Genomic DNA, 24,186 nt, shown 5'->3' on the forward strand with positions numbered 1-24,186 from the left:
TTTGATTAAAAAGAGCGCAAAGGCGCGGGATAATGACATTTGAAAACATTCCCCCGCTTCTCGATGAAGCGCTCACCGCGCGTGGATATACCACGCTGACCCCCGTTCAAGACGCTGTAATTACAGAGGAAGCTGTCGGACGCGACCTCGTCGTGTCGGCACAAACCGGCTCAGGCAAGACCGTGGCCTTTGGCCTCGCTATGGCACCGCAAATCCTTGATGGTGGGATGGTTAGCCTTGCACGCGAACCTGCTGCGCTCATAATTGCCCCGACCCGCGAGCTTGCTTTACAAGTGAGCCGCGAATTGATGTGGCTCTATGGCAAAGCAGGCGTGCGTATTGCGACCTGCGTTGGCGGAATGGATGCATCGAAAGAACGGCGCACATTGAACCAAGGCGCGCAAATTGTTGTCGGCACCCCTGGACGGCTGCGTGACCATTTGGAGCGCGGCGCACTTGACCTATCGGCGTTGAAGGTCGCAATCCTTGATGAAGCCGACGAAATGCTCGACATGGGTTTCCGCGAGGAACTTGAAGAAATTTTGAACGCAACACCGGACGAGCGTCGGACGTTGTTGTTCTCGGCGACCATGCCAAAACCGATTGTTTCGTTGGCAAAACGGTATCAGCGCGATGCGTTGCGCATTTCGACCGTTGGCGAAGACCGCGGCCATGGCGACATCAGCTATCAAGTGGTCACGGTTGCCCCGCCGGACATTGAAAACGCCGTTGTGAACCTGCTGCGTTTGCACGAGGCGGAGACGGCTATTTTGTTCTGCGCCACCCGCGAAAATGTGCGTCGCTTGCATGCCAGCCTGACCGAGCGCGGCTTTAACGTTGTGGCTTTGTCGGGAGAGCATTCACAGTCCGAACGTAACCATGCGCTACAGGCTTTGCGCGATCGCCGTGCCCGCGTTTGTGTGGCAACAGATGTCGCCGCACGCGGTATCGATTTGCCGAACCTTTCGCTGGTTGTGCATGTTGAGTTGCCGCGCGATGCTGAGGGGCTTCAGCACAGGTCAGGCCGTACAGGTCGTGCAGGTCGCAAGGGAACTGCTGTGTTGATCGTGCCCTATCAGCGCCGCAAGCGTGTGGAATCCATGCTGCGCGGTGCGAAGATTGAGGCGGATTGGATCAAAGTTCCAACTGCGGCGGATATCCGTGCGAAGGATCATGAACGCCTACTTGAAACGCTTTTGACGCCAGTTGAGGTTGAGGACGAAGATCGCGCGCTGGGCGCCCGATTGCTCGAAACCATGTCAGCAGAAGACATTGCTGCCGCTTTAGTGCGCGTGCACCGTGCCAAGATGCCGCAAGCCGAAGATTTGCTGGATGACGGCAGTCGTGAACGTCAACGCGACGACCATCGCGCCGGGTTTGATGATTCGGTCTGGTTCAAGCTGAATGTCGGTCGCCGCAACAATGCAGATCCCAAATGGATTTTGCCATTATTGTGCCGCCGTGGCGGCGTGACCAAGAACGACATTGGTGCCATCCGGATTGCCGCGAATGAAACGCATGTTGGGATTGCAGCTGCTGCTGTCGCCAAATTCGCAAAGTCGATAGCACAGCCGGGACATGACGAGGACAATGACGTCGAAATCATCCAGGCCAATGGCCCGCCAAGGGAAGCCGCCCGCGAAAACAAGCGCAGGGGCCGCGATGGCGATCGTCCGCAACGTGCGCAGCTTGGTGTTAATTCACGGGGCGATGGTCCACCACGTGGTGACGGTCCACCCCGCGGCGGTAACTTCCGTGGAGACGGACAACGTGGCAGTGGTTCAAGCCGTGACGGCGCACGTCCATTCCGTAAGGATGGCCCACCCCCATCAAAACATGGTGTGAAGCACAAGGCCAAAGGGAACCGCCCGCGTTAGTTTATGCGCATATAGTTTTTCTGGAAATGCGGTAAAACTTCGCGCATGAGGGCGGTCTTGCATTAACCAACCCGAAACGGGAACTTATGTCCGAAGAATTCTACCGCATTAAACGCCTGCCGCCCTATGTCATCGCTGAAGTCAATGCGATGCGTGCGGCGGCGCGCGGCGCGGGTGAGGACATCATCGACCTAGGCATGGGCAATCCTGATTTGCCGCCACCACCGCATGTGATCGAAAAACTGTGCGAAGTGGCGCAGAAGCCGGATGCCCATGGCTATTCCGCGTCTAAGGGAATTCCAGGACTTCGCAAAGCACAGGCGAATTATTATGGGCGTCGTTTCGGGGTTGATGTGGATCCTGAACATGAAGTTGTCGTGACCATGGGGTCCAAAGAAGGTTTGGCAAGCCTCGCCACGGCGATCACTGCGCCGGGCGATGTGGTTCTGGCGCCGAATCCGAGTTACCCTATACACACTTTTGGTTTCATCATTGCAGGCGCAACGATCCGTTCGGTGCCAACCACGCCCGACGAAAATTATTTCCGATCGCTGGAGCGTGCCATGGCTTTTACCGTGCCGCGTCCGTCGATATTGGTCGTAAATTACCCGTCAAATCCCACCGCCGAGACCGTTGATTTGGCCTTTTACGAACGGCTGGTTGCATGGGCTAAGGAGAATAAGGTCTGGATCCTGTCCGACCTTGCATATTCCGAACTCTATTTTGACGGCAACCCGACACCATCGATATTGCAAGTCAAAGGTGGCAAGGATGTTGCGGTCGAATTCACGTCCTTGTCCAAAACATATTCGATGGCCGGATGGCGCGTTGGTTTTGCCGTAGGCAACCGTGACTTGATTGCAGCGATGACGCGGGTGAAAAGCTATTTGGATTATGGCGCCTTCACCCCCATTCAAGCAGCGGCTTGTGCCGCGCTGAATGGACCGCAAGACATTGTTGAGCAAAATCGTCAGCTCTACCACAAACGCCGCGATATCCTTGTTGAGGCCTTTGGGCGGGCAGGCTGGGACATTCCGCCGCCGCGTGCATCGATGTTTGCTTGGGCTCCTTTACCACCTGCGTTGGCGCATTTGGGCAGCCTTGAATTTTCCAAGCAGTTGCTGACCGAGGCGAAGGTCGCGGTTGCGCCGGGCGTTGGCTATGGCGAAGATGGTGAAGGCTATGTCCGCATTGCCATGGTAGAAAATGAACATCGTTTGCGACAGGCGGCCCGCAATGTGAAACGCTATTTGCAATCCATGGGTGTGAACACCCCTGCGCAGTCCAAGGCGATCTGACATGGCACGCGGCGAGTTTGCTTTTCATCATAGCTTCCGCGTGCGCTGGTCGGAGACCGATGCGCAAGGGGTCGTGTTCAACGCCCGATATCTCGATTATGCGGATATTGCGATTACCGAATATTGGCGCGCCGTGAAGTTTCGCGACTATGCCGATGGTGCACCGATGGAATTCCATGTCAAGAAAGCCACCGTCACATGGTTTGCGCCGATTAAGCCCGATGAGATGATTGAAGTCATGGCGAGGACTATTGCAACGGGACGCACCAGCATGACGCAGTTGGTTGAAATTCACGGTCTGACCGAAGATGGTTCGGATGATTTACGCGCAACGGTAGACTTGGTCAGCGTGCATGTGGATCTTGACGTACATCGTCCCATCCCTTTGCCCGATTGGGTGAAGGGTGTTTTTACGGCATTCGACAGCCAGGCAACCAACAAGCCGACTGCGCTGGCTGAGGGTTGACGCGTTGGCTCGCCATGCCACGCCCCCTAAGATTATTCTACTAACGCTGGCGTTGATGCTCATCGGCGGTTGCCAACAAAGCGGGGCCGACGCACAAAATGCACCCGTGATGGAATTTCCACGCCCTGAACGCACGGTATCGGCGATTGGTGACACCGAATTTTCAACCGAAGCGGCACGTGACCAAGCGGGCGAAGCCGAATATGTCATGGACTGGGCGGGTGTTCAGTTGGGGACCACTGTTGCCGATATTGGTGCCGGCGAAGGCTATTACACCATACGTCTTGCCGACCGCGTTGGCCCGAAAGGCCGCGTCTTGGCACAGGACATTAATCGCGGCGCGCTGGACCGCCTTGGGGAGCGCGTTACCCGTGAACAGCTCGACAATGTTGCCATCAAGGAAGGGGCGATGGATGATCCCCGCCTGCCGGAGAATAGCTTTGACCGGATATTCATGGTGCATATGTATCATGAGATTAAACAGCCTTACGCCTTTCTGTGGAGGATGCGGCCTGCGCTGGCAAAAGGCGGGCAAGTGATTGTCGTCGACCGCGACCGGGCGACTCACCAGCATGGCATTCCCCCAAAGCTGTTATTCTGTGAATTTGAGTCGGTCGGTTATCGACTGACGGGCTTTACCGAGGAATTGAACCTTGGCGGCTATATTGCCCGGTTTGAAGTCAATGGCGCACGGCCGGCACCATCGGCGATCCGCACCTGCGCTAGCCGCTACCCGCAATCCTGACATTTCTTTAGCCCAGCTAAAACACCGCCAAACACAGGCACGGATATTGTGGACGCCCGCGTTCTGCAAAAAAAGGGCGGCCTATTGCTAGACCGCCCTTTTGTATACCCCGAAAGGGAGACTGAATTACTTCAGTTCTACGGTTCCGCCAGCAGCAAGGATCTTCGCCTTGATGTCTTCAGCTTCTGCCTTGTTTACGCCTTCCTTGATCGCCTTTGGCGCGGACTCAACAAGAGCCTTTGCTTCGGTCAGACCAAGGTTGGTGATTGCGCGAACTTCCTTGATGACTGCAATCTTGTTTCCGCCGTCGCCGGTCAGGATAACGTCGAATTCAGTCTGCTCTTCAGCAGCTGGTGCAGCAGCGGCAGCAGGGCCAGCAACAGCAACAGCAGCAGCGGCGCTAACGCCCCACTTTTCTTCCAAAGCCTTTGCAAGGTCAGCCGCTTCAAGAACGGTCAAAGCCGAAAGTTGGTCTACAAGCTTTTCAATATCAGCCATTTAAATAACACTCCGATTTTCTGTCATATCTGTAGGGCTCGCCCAAATGGACGCAGCCGGTTTCATGTAAAAATTTACGCTGCCTTTTGGTCAGCATAGGCACCAAAGACGCGTGCCAATTTCGCAGCTGGTGCGGTCGAAAGCTGAGCGAGTTTCGTTGCCGGTGCTTGTACAAGCCCGATAACCTTCGCACGCAGTTCGTCGAGCGATGGCAATGAAGCCAGCGCCTTTACACCATTTACATCGAGGAAAGTGTCACCCATCGCACCGCCGACAATTTCAAGTTTGTCATTGGTCTTGGCGAACTCGACCGCAATCTTTGCAGCGGCGACCGGGTCCGACGATGTGGCGAGCGCTGTAGGGCCGGTAAGCAATTCAGCTACCGATCCATAAGGCGTTCCCTCAAGGGCGATTTTGGCAAGACGGTTCTTGGCAACCTTATAGCTTGCGCCCGCATCGCGCATCTTCAAACGAAGGTCGGTCGATTGTGCAACTGTTAGCCCGAGATTACGGGTAACGACAATAACCGCCGCTTCATTAAAAGTGGCGTTCAGCGATGCAACTGTTTCGGTCTTTTCAGAACGGTTCATGCATTACTCCTTATTCGGACTGTTCCAGCGAACCGGATCAGCCCAACACGAAAAGCGAAGCACCCGGATGGGCACTTGCGCTGACTTAGTCCGTGGGGAAGTTTCATGCCGAACGCACACGACAGCTTGTCGGAGCAGTGGCGAAGGATGGCAAAGCCAATCCTGAAATCTCTATCCCCGTCTAGGCTGGACATTAAGAACGGCAAATTCCGTTCACCAACTGTCTCGGACGGTTGCCGGTGGGACCGTCGCCCCACCGAACAGGAGGGCAACTAGCAGGGTTGGGGCCAGAGTCAAGGGTGTTACGGAAATCTGCGCGTTACAAGATCGCTGCTTGTTCGAAACTTGTGTAGCTTTGGACAATTTATCTTACTGGACAAGCTTTGCCGGCCTGACTTAATCAGGCTGCTCTCATAATCCAAGACAAGATAGGAGCAAATATGCCGGATGTCCGTGAAGATAGTATGGCCCTCATCGCGCGTTATTATGCCGCGTTCAATGCTATGGACATTGAGGCTATTTTGGCCTGCCTAACCGATGATGTGGCGCATGATATCAATCAGGGGGAGCGCGAAACCGGCAAGGATGCATTTCGCGCGTTTCTAGGCCGGATGGACCACGCCTATAGCGAGCAATTGCGCGACATTGTCATCATGACCAGCCGCAACGGCGCGCGTGCGGCGGCCGAATTCATGGTGCACGGCGTCTATAAGGTTGCCGACGAAGGTTTCCCGCCGGCCCATGGCCAAAGCTATGTTTTGCCCGCTGGCGGCTTTTTTGACATCAAAGATGGAAAGATCGCACGCGTGTCGGTCTATTATAATCTGGCCGACTGGATCGCGCAGGTTTCATGACCATCCGCGTCCGCAGTTTGACAGATAAGCAGGAACGCTATGCGGCGATTTCGGCGCTGTCCGATTTGCGGATCCGCATATTTCGCGGCTGGCCCTATCTCTATGACGGAACAGCGGAGTATGAAGCTGCATATCTTGCGGAATTTATTTCTGAGCCCAATGCAGTGCTGGTCGTTGCAACCGATGATGATGTGATTGTCGGTGCCGCCACCGCCTCCCCTATGGTGGGGCAGAAGCCGGAATTTCAGTTACCTTTGCGGGTTTATGGCCTGGATGTTGAACAGATTTTCTATTTTGGGGAGTCGGTTTTGCTGCCCGAATATCAAGGGCAGGGACTCGGCCATCAATTTTTCGATGCGCGTGAGGCGGCGGCGCGGGCGGCGGGCGCCACCCAAGCCAGTTTTTGCGCCGTGGTCCGTCCAGACGACCATCCGATGCGCCCGCAAGCGCCTCGCGATTTGGCGCCCTTTTGGCGCTCGCGGGGCTATGCACCCGTGGATGGATTGACGGCGATGCTCGAATGGCAAGACCTTGGCGCTGCTGACGAAAGCGCACATCCGATGCAATTTTGGATGCGCGACCTGTGACCGCGCCGGTTCGCATCGCCGCCGCCCAATATCCCATCGGGCAGCCGCAGAGCTTTGCCGAATGGCAAGCCAAGATTGCGGCATGGGTTGCCGATGCAGCTGTAAATAGCGCGCAGCTTTTGGTGTTTCCCGAATATGCCGCGATGGAGTTGGCGGCGATTGACACAGAAACCGCCAGCGACCTGCACGCCTCGTTGCGTGCGGTGGTGGCGCTGGGGCCGCAGATTGATGCACATTGTGCCGATCTGGCGCAGCATTTTGGCGTCACGGTGCTTGGCGGAACACGCCCGCATGCTTTTGATGACGGGCGGGTTGTCAACCGTGCAAGCCTCTATCTCCCCGACGGGCAGAGCGGACATCAGGACAAGATCATGATGACGCGATTTGAACGGGAGTCCTGGGATATCAAAGGCGGCAGCGACTTGCGCGTTTTTCGCACGCCTTTGGGCATGATCGGCATTTCGACCTGCTATGATGTCGAATTCCCTATGATTGCGCGGACGCAGGCGGCTGCGGGTGCGCAGGTCATCCTGTGTCCGTCCTGCACCGACAGCTTACAAGGCTATCATCGGGTTCGGATAGGCGCGCAGGCACGGGCATTGGAAAACCAGATTTTCGTGGTGCAAGCGCCTACGGTCGGCATGGCGCCTTGGTCCCCTGCGCTCGACGAAAATTACGGCGCGGCGGGTATTTTTGTGCCACCCGATGGTGATAGTCCGGACGATGGAGTGATGGCCATAGGGGCCGAAGGGCAGGGGGAATGGGTCTATGCGGATGTGGATGTTGCCCGCGTCGAACGCTGGCGCAGCGCCGGTTCAGTGCGCCCCTTTGCGCATTGGCCCGAACAATATTGCGGGGCAAAAACCGATGACCTGCCGGTGGAAATCGTTCCGCTCGATTAGGGGCTGATCCTAAGATCCTAAGGTTCAGCCTATTTCGAAAATGGAGTAAATCGGCCCGCTCGCCGTGCGTTCGCCCGTGCCGACAGCTACCACATTGTTCAGCCAGCTATAGCGCGCATCACCACATTCGAATTTCGCCGAAATGGCCAGGGAATATTCCGAAGCATCCAATGCCTCGCCCTTTGCAAAGCGGGCCATGGCATCGGCATTTGCAAGGAAACGTCCTTGATACGCTAGATAGATCAGCGCGCCGTCATCGGTTTGGAGCGTCAGGCGAACGTCGATAACCATGACACCGTCATTCCGGTTAACTACCCAATCATTGCCACCGGGTAGCACCGTGCCGTTCAACCGTTCGCCGGTGAAATGACCGCCTGTGACGGGCGCGATGCGGCGCATGCCGGCTGGGGTCTTGCCAATGCTAACCATGCCGGCAAAATCAACGGTCAAGGTCATTTGAATGAGGTGGCGATATCGTAAATTGGTCATTGCAGTGTTGCTACCATGGCGGCAGGATGGTGCAAGACATATTGGGGAGAGTGAGTTGGACAACATCATTGCGCGCCGTCCCGGCCCATCGGTGCAGGAGATATTGAATAAAGATACGAACGCCGCGCCGGACATCATGCGCGTGGAATCGCCTGCTGTTGGACAAAGCAGCGCAGATGTGTCGATTGACCGGTATTTTTCCAAAGACTGGCATGATCGCGAAGTGGAACAGGTGTGGCGCAAGACCTGGCAACTTGCGTGCCGGTTGGAGCATATCCCCAATGTCGGTGACCATGTCGTGTATGACATCGTCCATGATTCCTTGATTGTCGTGCGCACCGGCCCTGATGAGATTAAGGCCTATATCAACGCATGTCTGCATCGCGGCACAATGCTGCGCACCGAAGGCGGATGTGTGAAGCAATTTCGTTGCCCATTCCATGGCTGGACGTGGAAGTTAGATGGCGCATTATCCGTCATTCCGGGGCAATGGGATTTTCCCCATGTTGATAAGGATAAGATGAGCCTCCCCGAAGCACGGGTTGGTACGTGGGGCGGTTTTGTGTTCATTAATTTCGACGCCGATGCCGAGCCATTGGAAAGCTATCTCGAAAATCTGCCCGAACATTTCGCGCCCTTCAATCTGGAGGATCGCTACGTCGCGGCGCATGTCGCCAAGATTATGCCCTGTAACTGGAAACTGGCGATGGAGGCATTTGTCGAAGCCTATCATGTGCCCTTCGCGCATCCGCAAGTGCTAGGCTATTATGGCGACAGCAACACCCAATATGATGTTTGGCCAGGCGTGCGTCATGTCAGCCGCATGATCAGCGTACAAGGCGTTGCCAGCCCGTCGAAGCCAGCGACGACGCCCGAACAGACCATAGAGGAAATGCGCCGCGACGTGCCCTTTTTCGCAGGCAAACCTATTGAGGTGCACGCAGGCGAAACCGCCCGCGGCAAGCTGGCCGAACGCGCGCGCGAAAAAATTTCCCGCTCGATTGGTCGCGACATGTCCGCGCTATCGGATTCGGAATCACTCGATCTCATCGAATATATGCTGTTCCCCAATATGGTACCTTGGGGCGGGCAGGCGTTACCGATTACCTATCGTTTCCGCCCGAATGGCGATGATCCGGAAAGCTCGATCATGGAAATCATGTTCCTATTTTCCAAAGCGCCGGATGGTTCGCATCCGGAACCTGCAAAAATGACGATGCTAGGACCGGATCAAAAATGGGCCGACGCGCCGGAACTGGGATCAGCAGCGATGGTCGCGGATCAGGACACCGATAATCTGATGCGTATTCAGCGCGGCCTGCGGGCGTCGAAAAAACCGGGCGTTACCCTCGCGCGATATCAGGAAAGCCGCATTCGCCATTACCATGAGACGCTGGATCGTTATATGGATAAGGTGACGTAGCGGATTTGAACACACAGGCATGTTCCGTTAGTGGCTGCGCCTTAAGGGAGCATTCATGCCATTAGCATTCACCATTTACGACTGGGGCATATTGTTGGCCTATGTCGCACTGCTGGCTTTCGCCGGCTATCAGGCGACACGGCGGACCAAAACGGCGGATGACTATTTCCTTGCCGGTCATCATGCACCGGTCTGGCTGGTGGCGGTGTCGGTTCTGTCAACGATGCAGTCTGCTGCAACATTTCTTGGCGCCCCCGATAACAGCTATCGGGGGGATTACAGCTATCTCACTAGTAACTTTGCCGCGATCATCGCGGCCTTTGTTGTCGCCCGTTTCTTAATCCCCCGCTTCTACGCAATCGGCGCGACCACAGTATATGAATTACTGGAAACCCGTTTCGATGCGACGGCACGCCGCGCTGCGGCGGCGATGTATCTTGTCGGCCGAATTTTAGCGAGCGGCGCTCGGCTTTATATTGCCGCTATTGCGGTTTCGATGATCATCTTCCTAGATGTCGCGCCGCAGCATATCCTTATCGCATCGGCGGTGCTTGTCGTCTTCGGTATTGCCTTCACACTGTTTGGCGGACTGAACGCCGTTATCTGGAGCGATTTGGTGCAGGTCGTGCTCTACCTTGGCGGGGCTGTGCTGGTGCTCATCTTTTTGCTGGTGAAAATTCCCGCACCCGTTCCGGAAATCTGGGACGCGCTGCGTCATGCGCCGGGCGGAGTGGACAAGCTGCGGTTATTTGATTGGTCGCTCGACTTTACCAAGCCGTTTAGTATTTGGGCCATCCTGACCGGATTGGTTTTGCTCAATATCGGCAATGCGGGCCTTGATCAGGACACGACGCAGCGCTTCCTCGCATGCGAAAACGCCCAATCGGGCAAACGCGCGCTATATGCGAGCATGTGGGGGGCCATCCCTGTGGTGGCTTTATTTATGGCGATAGGGTCGCTGCTCCACATTTTCTACAACCGCCCTGAGCTGATGGGCGTTAGCGTTGGCGCGACCAACGCGTTCGCAGGTGAAAAAATCACGGTCTTCATGTCTTTCATCCTGTCCGAAATCCCGCCTGGCCTGCGTGGCCTGGTCACCGTCGGCGTCATCGCAGCGGCGGCTATTAATTCGGGCCTCATCTCAATGTCAGCGGTGGTAGTGAACGATTTTTACCGGCCTTGGCGGGAACGGCATGGCGCCCCATCCAGCGGGCAGCATTATGTCAACGCCGGACGTCTGGTAATGATATTGCTCGCGGTCGCGCTGTTTGCGATATCGATATTGTGTTACTATTGGCAGCATTATAGCGATACGCCATTGCTCGAATTTGTCCTTGGCGTCATGATCTTTGCTTATTCAGGCCTGCTGGGCGTCTATGGCACCGTGGTGTTTACGAAGCGTGGGGCAACATGGTCTGTGATTGCCGCTCTACTGGCGGGCTTTGTCACAATACTGATGCAACAGCATTATGTGGTGGATAGTCTTGGTCTGCCAACGGCGTGGAAGGCGCTGGCCTTCCCATGGCAATTATGCATCGGAACTGCGGTCGCCTTTGGTGTGTGCTGCTTGGGTCGTAATATCAAGGATATATCAGATACTGGGCGCGTACTGGCCTAAATGCGTCAAGCCCATATTGCCATTGACTTTCGATATCGCTGACTGATTTTCCGTCCAAAATGCCTTTACGGACATTGTCGGTTCCGGCCAGTTGATCGAAAAAGTGCGGAGCGCCGGCACTGAATTCAAACATGTCTGGGTACAATTCATGGACAGCCTTCACCAAAGCTATTCCGGTGCGGAACGGTTGGAATGTCGTTTTGTTGGTGGGGATGACCCATATACCATGACATTGCTGTCCGGCATATTTGGAAAAATTCGGTGTAAATGAAACAGGCTTAAATTCGACGCCTGGCAATCCCATCGCATTTAACCGTTCCGCCAGTACTGTGCCATCAATGAACGGCGCGCCTATATATTCGAAAGGTTTTTCGGTGCCCCGTCCTTCGGAGATGTTGGTGCCTTCGAACAACGCCGTGCCAGGATAAACGGCTGCGGTTTGAGGTGAGCGCATATTGGGAGAGGGCGGCACCCAAGGCAAATCCCAACCGAAATATGGCGCCAAGTTGCGATGCCAGCCGCGCATGGGAATGACACGAAGGCGCGTGCGCAGCTTATCCTCGCCGACAAACATCTGCGCAAGCTCGCCGAAGGTCATACCGTGCCGTACCGGCATGGCAAAGCTTCCTACAAAAGAGGCAAATGCGGGCTCGAGCACCGGTCCCTCGATCATCACTCCACCTATTGGATTGGGGCGATCCAGCACGATGACTTCGGCCCCCGATGTCTCCGCGGCGCGCAACATGTGCAAAAGTGTTGAGGAATATGTATAAAAACGCGTGCCGACGTCCTGCAGATCGACCAGCACAATATCAATGCCGTACATCATCTTTGCCGTCGGCATTTTGGTTTCACCGTAGAGGCTATGGACGGGTAAACCGGATTTGGAATCGATGTCCGAAGCCACTTTCTCCCCCGCTTGCGCCGCGCCGCGCACACCATGTTCCGGGCTAAAAAGTGCGACAAGATTAATGGCGGGATGCGCGCGCAGCAGATCAACATTGCGGACGCCTTTGCGATCAACACCTGTCTGGTTGGTCAACAATGCGACCCGTTTCCCTTTGAACGACTCCAGTCGGTCGGACAGTAAAACTTCGATCCCAGGGGTGATATGCCGGATGGGAGCAGCGCGTGATTTGACGAGTTTGGGGGCTTTTGGCTGGAGCGGTTCAGCCGCAATGGCGGTGATTGGAAGCAGCGCAATAAAGAAGGCCAATAATAATCGCATTATGAAAGGCTATTGAATAACGGCATGCGCCGCAAAGAAAAAGGGCCGGAGGTTTCCCTCCAGCCCCTTTTTGTTTTGGTGTAACGCAGCGCGTTATGCGCCAGCGACGTCTGCCAGATCAATCTTCAGGCCTGGGCCCATTGACGAGCTGATTGCAACGCGGCGGACATATTTGCCCTTTGAACCGCTTGGCTTGTTCTTGATGACAGCATCGACCAATGCGTCGAAATTCTTGCGCAGGTCGGAGTCGGTGAAGCTCTTCTTACCGATGCCGCTGTGGATGATGCCTTGCTTTTCAACGCGGAATTCAACCTGACCAGCCTTTGCCGCTTTAACGGCTTCGGCAACGTCCATGGTGACGGTTCCAAGCTTCGGGTTTGGCATCAGGCCCTTTGGACCCAAAGTCTTACCCAAGCGGCCAACGATTCCCATCATATCCGGCGTTGCAATAACGCGATCATAATCGAGATTGCCAGCCAGCATATCTTCCATCAGGTCTTCTGCGCCGACTTTGTCAGCACCAGCTGCAGTCGCTGCAGTCGCCTTGTCGCCACGTGCGAATACAGCAACCTTCATTTCCTTACCGGTACCAGCAGGAAGCGAAACCATGCCGCGCACCATCTGGTCAGCATGACGTGGGTCAACGCCCAAGTTCATCGCAACTTCGATGGTTTCGTCAAATTTGGCGGTCGCCAATGCCTTGATGGTCTTCAGCGCTTCATCCACGCTGTAGAGCTTGTCTGCATCGAGATGCGCGAGCAACTTTGCTTTTTTGGTTAGCTTGGCCATGTTCTCAACCCTCCACGACTTCTAGGCCCATGGCGGTAGCCGAGCCTGCGATGATTTTTACGGCCGCGTCCATGTCGTTCGCGTTGAGGTCGGCCATTTTGATGGTGGCGACTTCTTCCAATTGTGCACGGGTAATTTTACCAGCAGTCACCTTGCCTGGTTCTTTCGAACCGGACTTCAAACCCAAAACCTTCTTAATCAAGAAGGTCGCAGGCGGTGACTTCATCGCAAAGGTGAAGCTCTTGTCTGCAAAAACGGTGATCTTGGTTGGAATCGGCGTGCCTTTTTCCATGTCGGCGGTTGCCGCATTGAATTGCTTGCAGAATTCCATAATGTTCACACCGCGCTGACCCAAAGCTGGGCCGATTGGCGGGGATGGTGTGGCAGAACCTGCAGGAACTTGCAGGCCAATATAGCCGTCAATTTTCTTTGCCATATATGGCGTCCTTTCATTCTTTCCCCAAAATTGCCGAGGCAAAAACGGGTCAAATTAAGCGGTCAAACAGTCGTATCCAAATCTCTTTGGCTACAACCTCCCGCACGGGCTCTTCTGATTCTCATCAGCAGAGGGGGGCGAATAAGTGAAATGCGCCGGAAAAGCAAGCCGCGCCTGCGGCTGTGCTGATTACCGACATCTATCTCCACTCCCATGACGGGAACGGATTATCACTTCATCAATTCAACTTCTTCGAAGTCCAACTCAACCGGCGTTGCACGGCCAAAGATGCTGACCGATACCTTGACGCGGTTCTTGTCGAAGTCGAGTTCTTCGACCAAGCCGTTGAAGCTTGCAAATGGTCCGCCAAGTACCTTGACCTGATCACCAATCTCATAGTCGACCGAAACGCGCTTCTTGGGGGCGGCTTCGAGTTCCTGCTTCGTGTTCAGGATGCGGGCGGCTTCGGCTTCTGTGATAGGCTGCGGCTTGTTGCCTGCGCCCAGAAAGCCAGTGACCTTTGGCGTGTTCTTGACCAAATGGTAGACATCATCGTTCATATTCAGCTTTGCCAGAACATAGCCGGGGAAAAATTTGCGTTCGGCCTTAATCTTCTTGCCGCGGCGCACTTCGGTAACCTGCTCGGTCGGAACCTCGACAGCCTCTACCAATTGCGAAAGGCCGATGCGCTCGGCTTCGGCCAAAATCTGGTCACGGACCTTATTTTCAAAGCCCGAATAAGCGTGAATGATGTACCAGCGTGCCATAATATTATTACTTCCCCAAAACTCTCTGTAGGGTCTGCGCTTAGCCTTCGGCGAGCGCGAGCAGTCCCTTTACGATTGCGGCAAATACCGCGTCGACGCCTAAAAAGAAGATGGCAAGGATGATTGTCATGATCAACACCATGATTGCGGTCTGCACGGTTTCCTGCCTTGTTGGCCATACTACCTTGCCGATTTCGGTCCGCACCTGACGGATGAATTCACCGGGGCTATTTTTCGCCATATCGTTTCTTCCTATTCGATCCCGAGGATAGCCGCCAGCGCTCCGACCGGCGGGTCGAGAGCGATATAGGTTCCTATTTCGGAAAGACTAGACCTTTAGCGATGGATTCGCTGCAACGCAAGATGCCAAACAAAACGGGGTAAGGGGGGCGTGGGTGTTGGAGGTTTTGTCAGCCTTGAAAGCGGCGACATTTACCAAAGCCGCTGTCTGCTGATAGCCTGAGATATTTTAGAAGGTAGAGGCTAGGCGCGTTCTCTTTTAGGCACAAAGAGCCGTTGTTTTGCGCGCTGGTTTTGCGATGCCTCACGCGGCGGACGCGAGGCGGTATATACATATTGTTAAAGAGCGGGATCGGAGAGTCTCACCACCGATCCTACATCTCAAGAGACAACATAGAATGACATATTAACAGGTTGCCAATGATGACGATATCTGAATAAAAAGACTGGGTAAGGGCCGGAGAACTTTAAATGCGCGAACCAAGAAAATTTACGATCAAACAACTGCTCGTCGCTAACTCGAAATTTGTCATTCCAAAATATCAGCGAGGATATGACTGGAAGGGCGATGCTCAGGTAAAGGATCTTTTTTCCGACCTCATTTCTTGCTTGGAATCGCAATATAGTTCGAGCCTGTTTTTAGGCAGTATGATTTTCGATGTGTCGCGGGAAAAGGACCAATCTACTGTTGAAATCATCGATGGTCAGCAGCGTTTCACCACAATTATGATAACTCTTATCGCTGCACGAAATTACGCCCGGCATGTTCTTGGAAACGAAAAGCTGGCGTTGAAAGAGCAAGAGAACCTTCAAATTGAAGATCCTTACACTGATACGATATTTGACCGCTTTGATGCTTCGGAATCTATCCGCGAGGTATATCGGCATATGAGCGATTACGAATGGCGAGGGGACAGTTTTCCTGACTTCGTGGTGATGCCTGATAAAACTAAGAAAGCTGTCAAAAGGCAAGCCAGCAGAGTAGAGCCGATATACAAATATGCGTTTCAGCAAATTTCAATGCATTGCGAAAAGGACCTCGGCGCATTTCAACGGTTCATGAAGCAGCTTTATCATGACACATACATCATTCGGATTGATGTAGATGAGCAGTCGGAAGCATTTGAAATTTTTGAACGAACAAATGCTCGCGGCAAGCCACTAGAGGTCTCCGATCTTCTGAAAAACTACCTCTTTTCCAAAGATAAAGAGCTATTAAGTCAGTCAATGGAGCAGGTTTGGGAATCGATTTCCGAAGATGCTGGCAACAATATTATTCGAGTATTAAAATATTTTTGGATTTCACGGCGAGGGCATGTCGTAAACAGGGATCTTTACCGAAACCTTCGCACATATGCGTCTGAACGTGACGTCACCGATTTCGTTACCGAGCTACAAGAGTTTTCGTCATTTTTCCGAGCATTTTATGCGAACGAGCCATCTCAACTAGAGCATTGGCTGCACGGTCGGGGCGTTTCAAGCAACTCAATGTATCTGAGAGAGATTACGCGGTCATGCAATGCGTTGAAAGCCTTCCGAGTTACGCAGGCTTTGCCAGTGTTGTTTTCAGTCATCGTCGCTTATCTGGCGCTTCCTGAAGAACAGCAAAAACCGAAAACACTGATAAATATTTTTCGATGTGTTGAATCGCATCACTACATCAACAATCGGATTTGTAACAGAATTGGTAATGAGGTCGAGAAGCTGTATGCCTCCTACAGCGATAGATTTTTTAACGGTGACAGTTTCTATTCGACTTGGCAGGCTTTTGAAAAAGACCTTCTTAGTAGAACTGCGGAACGGGATGAATTTGCTTCGCAATTTGGCTTCATCGCTTACTCCAATCCAAATGATCGTGTGACGATAAGATATACTTTTGATATGCTGTGTAACATTGGCATGAAGGAAGGTCAGAGAGTAAATTTAATTGATTATTATCAGCTAGAAAACGGCGTTGAAAGTGTGTTCAATATTGAACATTTTTATTCTCAATCCCTAGCGACAGAAGACGAAGACTTCGTGCACGAAATAGGAAATTTGCTCGTTGTACCGAAGCAGATCAACGGTATTCTTCAGAACGACGATTTTGCAACCAAGATCGCAAAGCTGCGTAATCCGGAGAATTACGTAAACAAGATAAATCACGTCCCTCCGTATGTTCAAAGCTTTGTGACGGAAGCCGAGCAACTGGACGAATGGAATGAGCAAGCAATCTCGGATCGCACGGATCGTTTGGCATCCCAAGCGTATCAAGCCGCTCGCTACGGATACGCTTATAAATAACAAGCTTGGGTTGGGTCCTCTCACTTAAGCATCGGATTCACTTCAACTTCGGGGCATTGTCCTGTCGTATATGGGGGAACAGTTGCAGGCAACAATCAGGCACAATCTGCGAGCCGAGTAGAGATGGTGAGGGTCACGGCTGGCGGTTAGTGCACTTTGCGGACGAGCGCTGCAGTTGGCTTGACGATAGCCTGTGGTCGGCTATTTGCCTTTTAGACAATTCAGAACAGGAATCTCCATGCCATCCGGTCTTGCTGCTTTACTCGATGATATCGCCACAATCGCAAAAGTGGCTGCTGCGTCGGTCGATGATGTCGCGGCGGCAGCGGGCAAGGCAGGAAGCAAGGCCGCAGGGGTTGTCATCGACGATACCGCCGTGACGCCGCAATATGTCACGGGTTTCACGCCTGACCGTGAATTGCCCATCATCTGGCGCATTGCCAAGGGCTCATTCTTTAACAAGCTGGTGATCATCTTGCCGGTTGCCCTGTTGCTCAGCCTGTTTTTGCCATGGGCGATTACGCCAATCCTGATGCTGGGCGGCGCCTATCTGTGCTTTGAAGGCGCGGAAAAGGTGTGGGAGAAAATCGCGCCCCATGAGGAAGAGAGTCTCCTCGAAGAACTGGCTGAGCTGACCAGCAGCGAACATGAAGCGGCGATGGTTAAAGGCGCAGTGCGCACAGATTTCATATTGTCCGCTGAAATCATGGCAATTGCCTTGAACGAAGTGAAAGGCCTTGCGGAAACATCGATCTGGCTGGAGGCTGGGACATTGGCCTTTGTCGCTATCGTCATTACCATCGCGGTCTATGGCGTGGTTGGCTTGATCGTGAAAATGGACGATATCGGCCTGTCGTTGGCACAGCGCGAAAACGGAGGGTCACAAGCCATTGGCCGCGCGCTTGTAAAGGGCATGCCTAAATTGCTCGCCGCCTTGTCCACTATCGGCACAGCCGCGATGCTATGGGTGGGCGGACAGATCATCGTCCACGGCTTTGGCATCCATCCAGAGGAATTTTTGGGCCTCTATGAAGGCGCGCTGGCATGGGTCGCAGATGCGGCGATGAGCGGCGTTGTGGGCCTCGCCATCGGCGCGGTGATAGTGTTGGCGCATCACATACTTGCTAAGCGCAAGGCGCGTTGAGACTGAAGCCAGTCACCATTTCTAAATAGGAAAGAAAATGGCAGGAGTTGGGGGACTCGAACCCACGACCCTCGGTTTTGGAGACCGATGCTCTACCAACTGAGCTAAACTCCTGCACTCCGCTTTTCAGCGAAGAAGGGTGCCCTTAACGCCGATATGCGAACGGGGCAAGTCTGCTTTCGACAATATCGCGCTAGAAGCTCATCTCAGCATAGACGCGCGACACATCGCCGCCCCATTCGCCGTGATATTTCTCCAATAACATTTCGGACAGGGTTTTGCCGCTGGCGACGATTTCGCGCAGCGGGTCGAGATAGCCGGTTTCATTGTCACCGCTGGCGTTCAGGCAATTCCGCGCTGCCAAGCCAGATGACGAAATGTCGAGAATCCGTCCCGCCAAATCCAGCAACTTACCGCCGCCCGGTATCGCGGCGTTTAGGCCTTGTGCGGGTACAGCGCTGCGCAGCGCCTCGCGCTCTTCCATCGTCCAATGTTTGACCTCGTCCCATGCGGCATCAAGCGCGCCTTGATCATAGAGCAAACCGACCCAGAAAGCAGGGAGTGCACAGATACGGTTCCAAGGGCCACCATCGGCACCGCGCATTTCGAGGAAGCTCTTCAACCGCACTTCAGGAAAGGCAGTGGACATATGGTCTTCCCAGTCGCTGACCGTGGGCTTTTCACCCGGTAGCACGGACAGTTCGCCTTTTAGGAAGTCGCGGAAATCAAGGCCCGCCGCATCGATATATTTGCCGTCGCGATAGACAAAATACATCGGCACTTTGAGCATATAATCGACATATTGTTCATAACCGAAATTGGCGTCGAACACGAACGGCAACATGCCCGTGCGCTGTGGATCGGTATCGGACCAGATATGGCTGCGGTAGGACAAATATCCGTTTGGCTTGCCTTCCAAGAACGGTGAATTGGCGAACAAAGCGGTGGCCAAAGGTTGTAGCGCCAGCGATGTGCGGAATTTATGCGCCATGTCGGCTTCGCTCGCATAATCGAGATTAACCTGAATCGTGCACGTGCGCAGCATCATGTCGAGGCCCATGCTGCCAACGCGTGGCATATGCCGCAGCATGATGTCATAGCGCCCCTTGGGCATGATCGGTAGTTCGGCGCGCGTCTTGTCGGGCCACAGGCCTAATCCCAAAAAGCTGGTGTTGGTCTTGTCGCCAATGGCCTTTACCTGTTTCAAATGCCGGCCGGTTTCGGCGCAGGTCTGGTGCAGGTTTTCCAACGGCGCGCCCGATAGTTCGAGTTGGCCGGCAGGCTCAAGGCTGATGGCACCGTCGCTGCCGGTCATCGCGATAACCTTGCCGTTTTCGTATACCGGTTCCCAACCAAATTCGGTCATTGCCATTAACAATTCGCGAATACCGCCTGGTTCATCATAAGATGGGGCATGATGATCGGCACGATTATACACGAATTTTTCATGTTCGGTGCCAATGCGCCAGCGATCCTTGGGCTTTTCACCCTTGGCAATTGCGGCGACCAATTGATCGCGCGTTTCGATGACGGGATCTTTGCGGTTGGAAACGGTTTTTGTGCTCATCGCGCGGGTTTAGAAATGTCGCGGCGATATTGCCAGTAGATTAATGTTATCGCGTTATGCCCTGATAAGCTGCAAAATCTCGGCATAGGCTAAACTGCCCAGTCGCCATTTTTGGCCATCCAAATGGATATTGCGGATATGGCGGCGGTGTCGGCGCGCAATATGCGCGGGCCGAGAGACACGGGACGCGCATATGGAAGCGCGCGAATAAAAGCATTCTCGCTATCGGTGAAGCCGCCTTCGGGCCCAATCAATATCGCCGCTGGGCCATCGCCTATGGCGTCCAAAAAGGGTTCGCCGCCACGTTCATCACAAAAATATAGACTGCGGTCGGCGGGCCAATTCTTTAACAGCGCATCCAGTTTCGTCAGCGGGGCAATTTGCGGCAAGGCGGTGCGTTCGCATTGCTCTGCCGCCTCAATCATATGGGCGCGCAGGCGGTCGTCCTTAACCTTATCGACCACACAACGCGCGGTTAGCACGGGGATAAAACGCGCCACACCTAATTCGCACGCCTTTTCGGCAATCCAGTCAAAGCGGTCTTTTTTAATCAAAGCTTGGGCAATCCACAGATCAGGTGTTGTTTCGCGGTCGCGGAGCTTTGCCTCGACGGTCAGGTCAAGGTCGCGCTTGCCGACGCGCGTGACGGTTGCGAGATACTCGCCCGAAACATCGTCGAACAATTTGACCGGCGCACCTTCTTTCAGACGCATCACACCCAATAGATAATGCGCGCTATTGCCGGATATGTTCAGGGTCGCACCAAGCGTCAGCACTTGTTCCACAAACAAGCGCGGTGTGGATTTTGGGGGCCAGGCTGGTGTTGCGGGCATATGGAACATCTAACCGATAAAGCGGGCGGCGTCATCTGCGAACTTGCGCGCGTTCAACTTCGCAGATGACGTGTCGGATAAATTTTGGCAGGACTTGCGTTATGTCTTCGAAACTTGTCCCTGATAGCGAATATACCGGCATCATTGCCTTGTTGCCGGTCAAGCTGCGCGCTTTGGTTCTTTTGGCGCGGTTGGACCGCCCTATTGGCTGGTGGCTGTTGTTCTGGCCCTGTATATTTGGCTTGGCGCTGTCGGGCGGTCTCTTCCCGCGCTGGGACCTTGCGCTTTGGATGCTGCTTGGCGCGGTTGTGATGCGCGGGGCAGGTTGCGTCTATAATGATATTGTCGACCGTAAGCTGGACGCGCAGGTGGCGCGCACGGCGTCGCGGCCATTACCCAGCGGCGCGGTTAGCGTGCGCGATGCATGGGCGTTCCTGCTTAGTTTATGCGCACTTGGTCTGCTGGTGCTGTTCCAACTTCGGTGGGAGGCGCAGATTGTCGCTGTCAGCAGCATCCTCCTGGTTGCAGCCTATCCTTTTATGAAGCGCATTACGTGGTGGCCGCAAGTCTGGCTTGGGCTCGTGTTTAGCTGGGGCGCATTGGTTGGTTGGGTCGCGATCATGGGGCAGGTCAATACTGCGATGTTCTGGCTCTATGTGGGCTCGATTTTCTGGGTCGTTGGCTATGACACCATATATGCCATGCAGGACCGCGAGGATGACGCGTTGGTCGGGATTAAATCGAGCGCCTTGCGGCTGGGCGGCAGCGTCCGGCTGGGCGTGACGGTTTTCTATATCCTCACTATCACGGGCTGGGGCATGGCGATTTGGAGTGTACGGCCGGAAAAACAGGCTTTGGTTGCGCTTCTTCCGGTCGCTTTTCATTTGGGGATGCAGGTCATTTCACTAAAATCCGATGGCAGCAACGCGCTCGGCCATTTCCGTTCAAACCGCGTGGCAGGGTTGCTTGCTGCGCTTGCATTTTTGGTCGTTGGCGCGGCCGGACAATCATAAGCTAGGGCAAAGGGAGAGAATTATGGAACATCGTCGTATCGGCAAAAGCGCCATTTACGTGTCCGATATTTGCATGGGCACCATGACCTTTGGGTCGCAAACCGACGAGGCGGAGGCGCACCGCATTCTCGACAAATGTCTGGACGCGGGCATCAACTTTTTCGACACGGCGGAGGGCTATCCTGTCCCGCCCGACATAAAATGGGTTGGCCGGACAGAGGATATTGTCGGCCGCTGGATGAAGGGCAAGAACCGCGACACCATCATCATGGCGACGAAGGTTTCGGGGCCAAGCCACACATGGTTCAAATCCCCTAAGCGCGGCGGCATGACCACGCTGGATAGGCATAATATCATCACCGCAGTCGAAGAAAGCCTGCGCCGCTTACAGACCGATTATATCGACCTGTATCAAACGCATTGGCCCGACCATGGTCTTGCCTATGACGAAACGATGGAGGTGCTCGACGAGCTGGTGCGGTCGGGCAAGGTCCGCGTTCTGGGTTGTTCGAACGAGACCAGCTATGGCCTGATGAAGTCGCTGGCGACGTCCGAGCGGCTGGGTACGGCGCGCTATCACAGCATCCAGAATAATTTTTCGATCAACAACCGCCGGTTTGAGGATGAGCTGAAGCAAGTCTGCCGTCAGGAAGGCGTATCCCTGTTGCCCTATTCGCCGCTGGGTGGCGGCGTGTTGTCGGGCAAATATTTAGATGGCGCCCGCCCCGAAGGTGCCCGTTTTTCCCGCTATCTCGAAATGGCCGGATCGCGTCAGGTCGAAATGGCGCAGCGTTTTGCGGGCCCCCGCGCGCTCGAAAGCACGATGCGAATTGTCGAGATTGCCAAGGAGGCAGGGATGTCGCCAGTTACATTGGCAACGGCTTGGTCAAAACAGCATGACTTTGTGGCATCCACAATTGTGGGCGTGAGCAAGGAAGATCAACTCGACGACATCTTTGCCGCGATTGACCTGAAACTGAGCGCTGAAGTGATGACCGCGGTGCACAAGGTGACGAAAGAGATATTGTACCCGATGGGGTGAGGGGGATGACAGGGTGGTTACTCTAAGCCGCTTAACCAGACCTCAACCCATAATCTCCGTCTGCGCGTAGCCCAAAGCTTCGCCTAAAGCTTGTAGGCGGCGCGCGACGCTGTTGGACTGTAACCGCACGGCTGAGCCGCTTAAGTGCAGGCGTAACGTCGCGCCATCGCCATCTATGCGGCTGTCAGGTAATGCGCCGCCAGTGCCGCCGTCAAGGCGGTGGGCCAAGCGGATGGCGAGACCCCAGATGACGGCTTGTGCCAGCGCGCCGGGCTTGGCCAAGGCCGTCAGCATTTCGGGCAAGGTCCGCTTTCCGGCGTGCACCGTCCACAAGGCGGCAGCGATCACCGCGCGGTCGCTGGCGCTGACTCCGGGCCAACTGCCGTCCAATGCAAGGTCAAGCGCATGGTCCGCGCGATATTCCGGGTTCACGTTCCACACGCTGTCGGATAGCAAACACGCAACCCTGCAAAGCCGCGCGTCTTGCGCGCCTTGCCCTGCGAATACAGGCGCAATCCATTCGGCTAACGCATCGCCGTGAAAGGGAAATCGGCCCAAGCGCGCACCTTCAAATCGGGCCGCCGCGATCAACGGGTCTTGGCTACGTTCCTCTGCGGTCAGTTGTTCGTACAACAGCCCCTCGCGCAGGCCATAGATGCTCGTTACAAGCTTGCTGGGCATTAACAGCCCGACAATGCCACTCAACAAAGCGGTCGCACTGGGCAATGCGGAGATGCGGCCAGCCGCGACGACGTTCGACCGCGTCAGCGCGTCTTTGTCTTGTACCAGCGGCGTGAGCAATTCTGGTGCCTCGGGCGGAATTTCATAATTGGATAAGATGGTCAGCGGATAGCCGGTTTCATGCATGTGCAACCGCGCAAAGGTACGCCAGGAACCGCCGATCATGTAAAAGGGCAGGCCGGTTTCAATCGGGAACGCGCTTTGGCCCATTGTCTTGGCAATATCGTCGCGCAGCATTTGGGTGATTTGTTTGGACGATTTGCCCGTCAATATGTCATGCCGTAATGTGCCAAGCGGCAAGGACACGCGTGCGCCCAATGTGCCGTCGGCTATGCGGATAAGCTCAAGGCTGCCGCCGCCAAGATCACCGACATAGCCGTTGGCAAAAGGATTATCGCTGAGCACGCCATAGCCCGCTGCAGTGGCTTCGGCGTCGCCGTCGAGCACATCCACATTTATGCCAAGCGCGGCGGCCTTTTCGACCAACTCCTGCCCGTTTTTGGCTTCACGCGTTGCGGCGGTGGCGACCACGCGCAAGCTGTCGACCTTCATGGTGCGCGCCAGTGTTTCAAAGCGGGCCAATGCGGCCAGCGCCTTTTTCATCGTTGCCTTGTCAATTTCGCCGTCGCCCGCAAGGCAGGCGCCCAATTTTACGCGGCTTTTTTCGTTGTAAATCGGCAAAGGCGCGCGCGGCGACCCTGCATAAACCACAAGCCTGACAGTGTTGGAGCCAATATCAATGACGGCCTGACGCAC

The 24,186-nt window shown here is 54.7% G+C and carries 24 protein-coding genes and 1 tRNA gene; 13 read left to right on the forward strand and 12 right to left on the reverse strand.

Translation table 11 applies throughout. From position 1 onward, the window contains the following. The first annotated feature begins 32 nt into the window (after positions 1–32). The 4 genes from D7D48_RS02350 (at position 33) to D7D48_RS02365 (ending at position 4,386) form a co-directional block, all read left to right on the forward strand. Positions 33–1,877: a DEAD/DEAH box helicase gene (locus tag D7D48_RS02350; protein WP_125229771.1), complete on the forward strand. Its 1,845-nt coding sequence runs from the start codon at positions 33–35 to the stop codon at positions 1,875–1,877. A gap of 86 nt (positions 1,878–1,963) precedes the next feature. Next, positions 1,964–3,175 carry an LL-diaminopimelate aminotransferase gene (locus tag D7D48_RS02355; protein WP_125229772.1) on the forward strand — a complete coding sequence of 404 codons (1,212 nt, stop codon included), beginning with the start codon at positions 1,964–1,966 and terminating at the stop codon, positions 3,173–3,175. Position 3,176: 1 nt separating this feature from the next. Continuing rightward, positions 3,177–3,641: an acyl-CoA thioesterase gene (locus D7D48_RS02360; protein WP_125229773.1), complete on the forward strand. Its 465-nt coding sequence runs from the start codon at positions 3,177–3,179 to the stop codon at positions 3,639–3,641. A gap of 4 nt (positions 3,642–3,645) precedes the next feature. Further along, positions 3,646–4,386 carry a class I SAM-dependent methyltransferase gene (locus tag D7D48_RS02365; protein ID WP_425452510.1) on the forward strand — a complete coding sequence of 247 codons (741 nt, stop codon included), beginning with the start codon at positions 3,646–3,648 and terminating at the stop codon, positions 4,384–4,386. Positions 4,387–4,512: 126 nt separating this feature from the next. Here the strand turns inward: D7D48_RS02365 and rplL are convergent, their stop codons facing one another. Both rplL and rplJ read right to left on the reverse strand, forming a co-directional pair. Further along, positions 4,513–4,884: a 50S ribosomal protein L7/L12 gene (gene rplL / locus D7D48_RS02370; protein WP_125229774.1), complete on the reverse strand. Its 372-nt coding sequence runs from the start codon at positions 4,882–4,884 to the stop codon at positions 4,513–4,515. 74 nt (positions 4,885–4,958) lie between these two features. Continuing rightward, positions 4,959–5,474 (reverse strand): 50S ribosomal protein L10, encoded by a 516-nt coding sequence (gene rplJ, locus D7D48_RS02375; protein WP_125229775.1) that lies wholly within the window; start codon positions 5,472–5,474, stop codon positions 4,959–4,961. A gap of 440 nt (positions 5,475–5,914) precedes the next feature. Here rplJ and D7D48_RS02380 point away from each other — a divergent pair, with 440 nt between their 5' ends. From D7D48_RS02380 to D7D48_RS02390, 3 genes are read left to right on the forward strand one after another with little or no spacing between them, the layout of a single operon-like run. Next, on the forward strand, positions 5,915–6,328 hold the full coding sequence (locus D7D48_RS02380; RefSeq protein ID WP_125229776.1) for a ketosteroid isomerase-related protein: 414 nt from the start codon (positions 5,915–5,917) through the stop codon (positions 6,326–6,328). Next, positions 6,325–6,915, forward strand: a complete 591-nt coding sequence (locus tag D7D48_RS02385; protein WP_125229777.1) for a GNAT family N-acetyltransferase — start codon at positions 6,325–6,327, stop codon at positions 6,913–6,915. Before D7D48_RS02380 ends, D7D48_RS02385 begins: the two co-directional genes overlap by 4 nt. After that, positions 6,912–7,817 (forward strand): carbon-nitrogen hydrolase family protein, encoded by a 906-nt coding sequence (locus D7D48_RS02390; RefSeq protein WP_125229778.1) that lies wholly within the window; start codon positions 6,912–6,914, stop codon positions 7,815–7,817. The genes D7D48_RS02385 and D7D48_RS02390 overlap by 4 nt, the downstream gene beginning before the upstream one ends. 24 nt (positions 7,818–7,841) lie before the next feature. Here the strand turns inward: D7D48_RS02390 and D7D48_RS10490 are convergent, their stop codons facing one another. After that, a complete protein-coding gene (locus D7D48_RS10490) occupies positions 7,842–8,306 on the reverse strand; it encodes a DUF3237 domain-containing protein (protein ID WP_185739759.1) in 465 nt (154 codons plus the stop codon). Between the two features lie 55 nt (positions 8,307–8,361). Here D7D48_RS10490 and D7D48_RS02400 point away from each other — a divergent pair, with 55 nt between their 5' ends. Continuing rightward, positions 8,362–9,729, forward strand: a complete 1,368-nt coding sequence (locus D7D48_RS02400; protein ID WP_221738615.1) for an aromatic ring-hydroxylating oxygenase subunit alpha — start codon at positions 8,362–8,364, stop codon at positions 9,727–9,729. A 55-nt stretch (positions 9,730–9,784) separates the two neighbouring features. After that, the gene (locus D7D48_RS02405) at positions 9,785–11,347 is read left to right on the forward strand and encodes a sodium:solute symporter (protein WP_125229780.1); all 1,563 of its coding nucleotides are present in this window, start codon (positions 9,785–9,787) and stop codon (positions 11,345–11,347) included. Here the strand turns inward: D7D48_RS02405 and D7D48_RS02410 are convergent. The 5 genes from D7D48_RS02410 to secE all read right to left on the reverse strand — a co-directional run bounded on the left by D7D48_RS02410 (position 11,310) and on the right by secE (position 14,808). Continuing rightward, complete coding sequence (locus D7D48_RS02410; protein ID WP_221738616.1) at positions 11,310–12,575, reverse strand: exo-beta-N-acetylmuramidase NamZ family protein; 1,266 nt, start codon at positions 12,573–12,575, stop codon at positions 11,310–11,312. The genes D7D48_RS02405 and D7D48_RS02410 overlap by 38 nt on opposite strands. Before the next feature lie 93 nt (positions 12,576–12,668). Next, the gene (rplA, locus tag D7D48_RS02415; protein WP_125229782.1) at positions 12,669–13,364 is read right to left on the reverse strand and encodes a 50S ribosomal protein L1; all 696 of its coding nucleotides are present in this window, start codon (positions 13,362–13,364) and stop codon (positions 12,669–12,671) included. 4 nt (positions 13,365–13,368) lie between these two features. Continuing rightward, positions 13,369–13,800, reverse strand: coding sequence for a 50S ribosomal protein L11 (rplK, locus tag D7D48_RS02420; protein WP_125229783.1), 432 nt, complete (start codon positions 13,798–13,800; stop codon positions 13,369–13,371). A gap of 230 nt (positions 13,801–14,030) precedes the next feature. Continuing rightward, entirely contained in the window at positions 14,031–14,567 is a 537-nt protein-coding gene (nusG, locus tag D7D48_RS02425) for a transcription termination/antitermination protein NusG (RefSeq protein WP_125229784.1), read from the reverse strand. 40 nt (positions 14,568–14,607) lie between these two features. Next, positions 14,608–14,808 carry a preprotein translocase subunit SecE gene (secE, locus tag D7D48_RS02430; protein WP_125229785.1) on the reverse strand — a complete coding sequence of 67 codons (201 nt, stop codon included), beginning with the start codon at positions 14,806–14,808 and terminating at the stop codon, positions 14,608–14,610. Between the two features lie 470 nt (positions 14,809–15,278). Here secE and D7D48_RS02435 point away from each other — a divergent pair, with 470 nt between their 5' ends. Then, positions 15,279–17,090, forward strand: coding sequence for a DUF262 domain-containing protein (locus tag D7D48_RS02435; protein ID WP_125229786.1), 1,812 nt, complete (start codon positions 15,279–15,281; stop codon positions 17,088–17,090). 238 nt (positions 17,091–17,328) lie between these two features. Beyond that, the gene (locus D7D48_RS02440; protein WP_125229787.1) at positions 17,329–18,234 is read left to right on the forward strand and encodes a DUF808 domain-containing protein; all 906 of its coding nucleotides are present in this window, start codon (positions 17,329–17,331) and stop codon (positions 18,232–18,234) included. Positions 18,235–18,272: 38 nt separating this feature from the next. Here D7D48_RS02440 and D7D48_RS02445 read toward each other — a convergent pair. The 3 genes from D7D48_RS02445 to D7D48_RS02455 form a co-directional block, all read right to left on the reverse strand. Further along, positions 18,273–18,348 (reverse strand) — tRNA-Trp (locus tag D7D48_RS02445). 79 nt (positions 18,349–18,427) lie between these two features. Continuing rightward, positions 18,428–19,801 (reverse strand): glutamate--cysteine ligase, encoded by a 1,374-nt coding sequence (locus D7D48_RS02450; RefSeq protein ID WP_125229788.1) that lies wholly within the window; start codon positions 19,799–19,801, stop codon positions 18,428–18,430. Between the two features lie 89 nt (positions 19,802–19,890). Next, positions 19,891–20,634: a 16S rRNA (uracil(1498)-N(3))-methyltransferase gene (locus tag D7D48_RS02455; protein ID WP_125229789.1), complete on the reverse strand. Its 744-nt coding sequence runs from the start codon at positions 20,632–20,634 to the stop codon at positions 19,891–19,893. 101 nt (positions 20,635–20,735) lie between these two features. Between D7D48_RS02455 and ubiA the strand changes: the two genes are divergently transcribed. Both ubiA and D7D48_RS02465 read left to right on the forward strand, forming a co-directional pair. Further along, positions 20,736–21,647: a 4-hydroxybenzoate octaprenyltransferase gene (gene ubiA, locus D7D48_RS02460; protein ID WP_125229790.1), complete on the forward strand. Its 912-nt coding sequence runs from the start codon at positions 20,736–20,738 to the stop codon at positions 21,645–21,647. Between the two features lie 22 nt (positions 21,648–21,669). Continuing rightward, positions 21,670–22,689 (forward strand): aldo/keto reductase, encoded by a 1,020-nt coding sequence (locus D7D48_RS02465; protein WP_125229791.1) that lies wholly within the window; start codon positions 21,670–21,672, stop codon positions 22,687–22,689. A 42-nt stretch (positions 22,690–22,731) separates the two neighbouring features. Here D7D48_RS02465 and D7D48_RS02470 read toward each other — a convergent pair whose 3' ends face one another. Next, positions 22,732–24,186 carry a Ppx/GppA family phosphatase gene (locus D7D48_RS02470; RefSeq protein ID WP_185739760.1) on the reverse strand — a complete coding sequence of 485 codons (1,455 nt, stop codon included), beginning with the start codon at positions 24,184–24,186 and terminating at the stop codon, positions 22,732–22,734.

It is taken from the genome of Sphingorhabdus wooponensis (assembly GCF_003933235.1).
GTDB lineage: Bacteria > Pseudomonadota > Alphaproteobacteria > Sphingomonadales > Sphingomonadaceae > Sphingorhabdus_B > Sphingorhabdus_B wooponensis.

What these genes read in the sequence shown, in the direction of transcription:
- D7D48_RS02350 (WP_125229771.1), top strand. Translation starts at nt 33, where the DNA reads ATGACATTTGAAAACATTCCCCCGCTTCTCGATGAAGCGCTCACCGCG.
- D7D48_RS02355 (WP_125229772.1), top strand. Translation starts at nt 1,964, where the DNA reads ATGTCCGAAGAATTCTACCGCATTAAACGCCTGCCGCCCTATGTCATC.
- D7D48_RS02360 (WP_125229773.1), top strand. Translation starts at nt 3,177, where the DNA reads ATGGCACGCGGCGAGTTTGCTTTTCATCATAGCTTCCGCGTGCGCTGG.
- rplL (WP_125229774.1), bottom strand. Translation starts at nt 4,884, where the DNA reads ATGGCTGATATTGAAAAGCTTGTAGACCAACTTTCGGCTTTGACCGTT.
- rplJ (WP_125229775.1), bottom strand. Translation starts at nt 5,474, where the DNA reads ATGAACCGTTCTGAAAAGACCGAAACAGTTGCATCGCTGAACGCCACT.
- D7D48_RS02380 (WP_125229776.1), top strand. Translation starts at nt 5,915, where the DNA reads ATGCCGGATGTCCGTGAAGATAGTATGGCCCTCATCGCGCGTTATTAT.
- D7D48_RS02385 (WP_125229777.1), top strand. Translation starts at nt 6,325, where the DNA reads ATGACCATCCGCGTCCGCAGTTTGACAGATAAGCAGGAACGCTATGCG.
- D7D48_RS10490 (WP_185739759.1), bottom strand. Translation starts at nt 8,306, where the DNA reads ATGACCAATTTACGATATCGCCACCTCATTCAAATGACCTTGACCGTT.
- D7D48_RS02405 (WP_125229780.1), top strand. Translation starts at nt 9,785, where the DNA reads ATGCCATTAGCATTCACCATTTACGACTGGGGCATATTGTTGGCCTAT.
- D7D48_RS02410 (WP_221738616.1), bottom strand. Translation starts at nt 12,575, where the DNA reads ATGCGATTATTATTGGCCTTCTTTATTGCGCTGCTTCCAATCACCGCC.
- rplA (WP_125229782.1), bottom strand. Translation starts at nt 13,364, where the DNA reads ATGGCCAAGCTAACCAAAAAAGCAAAGTTGCTCGCGCATCTCGATGCA.
- rplK (WP_125229783.1), bottom strand. Translation starts at nt 13,800, where the DNA reads ATGGCAAAGAAAATTGACGGCTATATTGGCCTGCAAGTTCCTGCAGGT.
- nusG (WP_125229784.1), bottom strand. Translation starts at nt 14,567, where the DNA reads ATGGCACGCTGGTACATCATTCACGCTTATTCGGGCTTTGAAAATAAG.
- secE (WP_125229785.1), bottom strand. Translation starts at nt 14,808, where the DNA reads ATGGCGAAAAATAGCCCCGGTGAATTCATCCGTCAGGTGCGGACCGAA.
- D7D48_RS02435 (WP_125229786.1), top strand. Translation starts at nt 15,279, where the DNA reads ATGCGCGAACCAAGAAAATTTACGATCAAACAACTGCTCGTCGCTAAC.
- D7D48_RS02440 (WP_125229787.1), top strand. Translation starts at nt 17,329, where the DNA reads ATGCCATCCGGTCTTGCTGCTTTACTCGATGATATCGCCACAATCGCA.
- D7D48_RS02450 (WP_125229788.1), bottom strand. Translation starts at nt 19,801, where the DNA reads ATGAGCACAAAAACCGTTTCCAACCGCAAAGATCCCGTCATCGAAACG.
- D7D48_RS02455 (WP_125229789.1), bottom strand. Translation starts at nt 20,634, where the DNA reads ATGCCCGCAACACCAGCCTGGCCCCCAAAATCCACACCGCGCTTGTTT.
- ubiA (WP_125229790.1), top strand. Translation starts at nt 20,736, where the DNA reads ATGTCTTCGAAACTTGTCCCTGATAGCGAATATACCGGCATCATTGCC.
- D7D48_RS02465 (WP_125229791.1), top strand. Translation starts at nt 21,670, where the DNA reads ATGGAACATCGTCGTATCGGCAAAAGCGCCATTTACGTGTCCGATATT.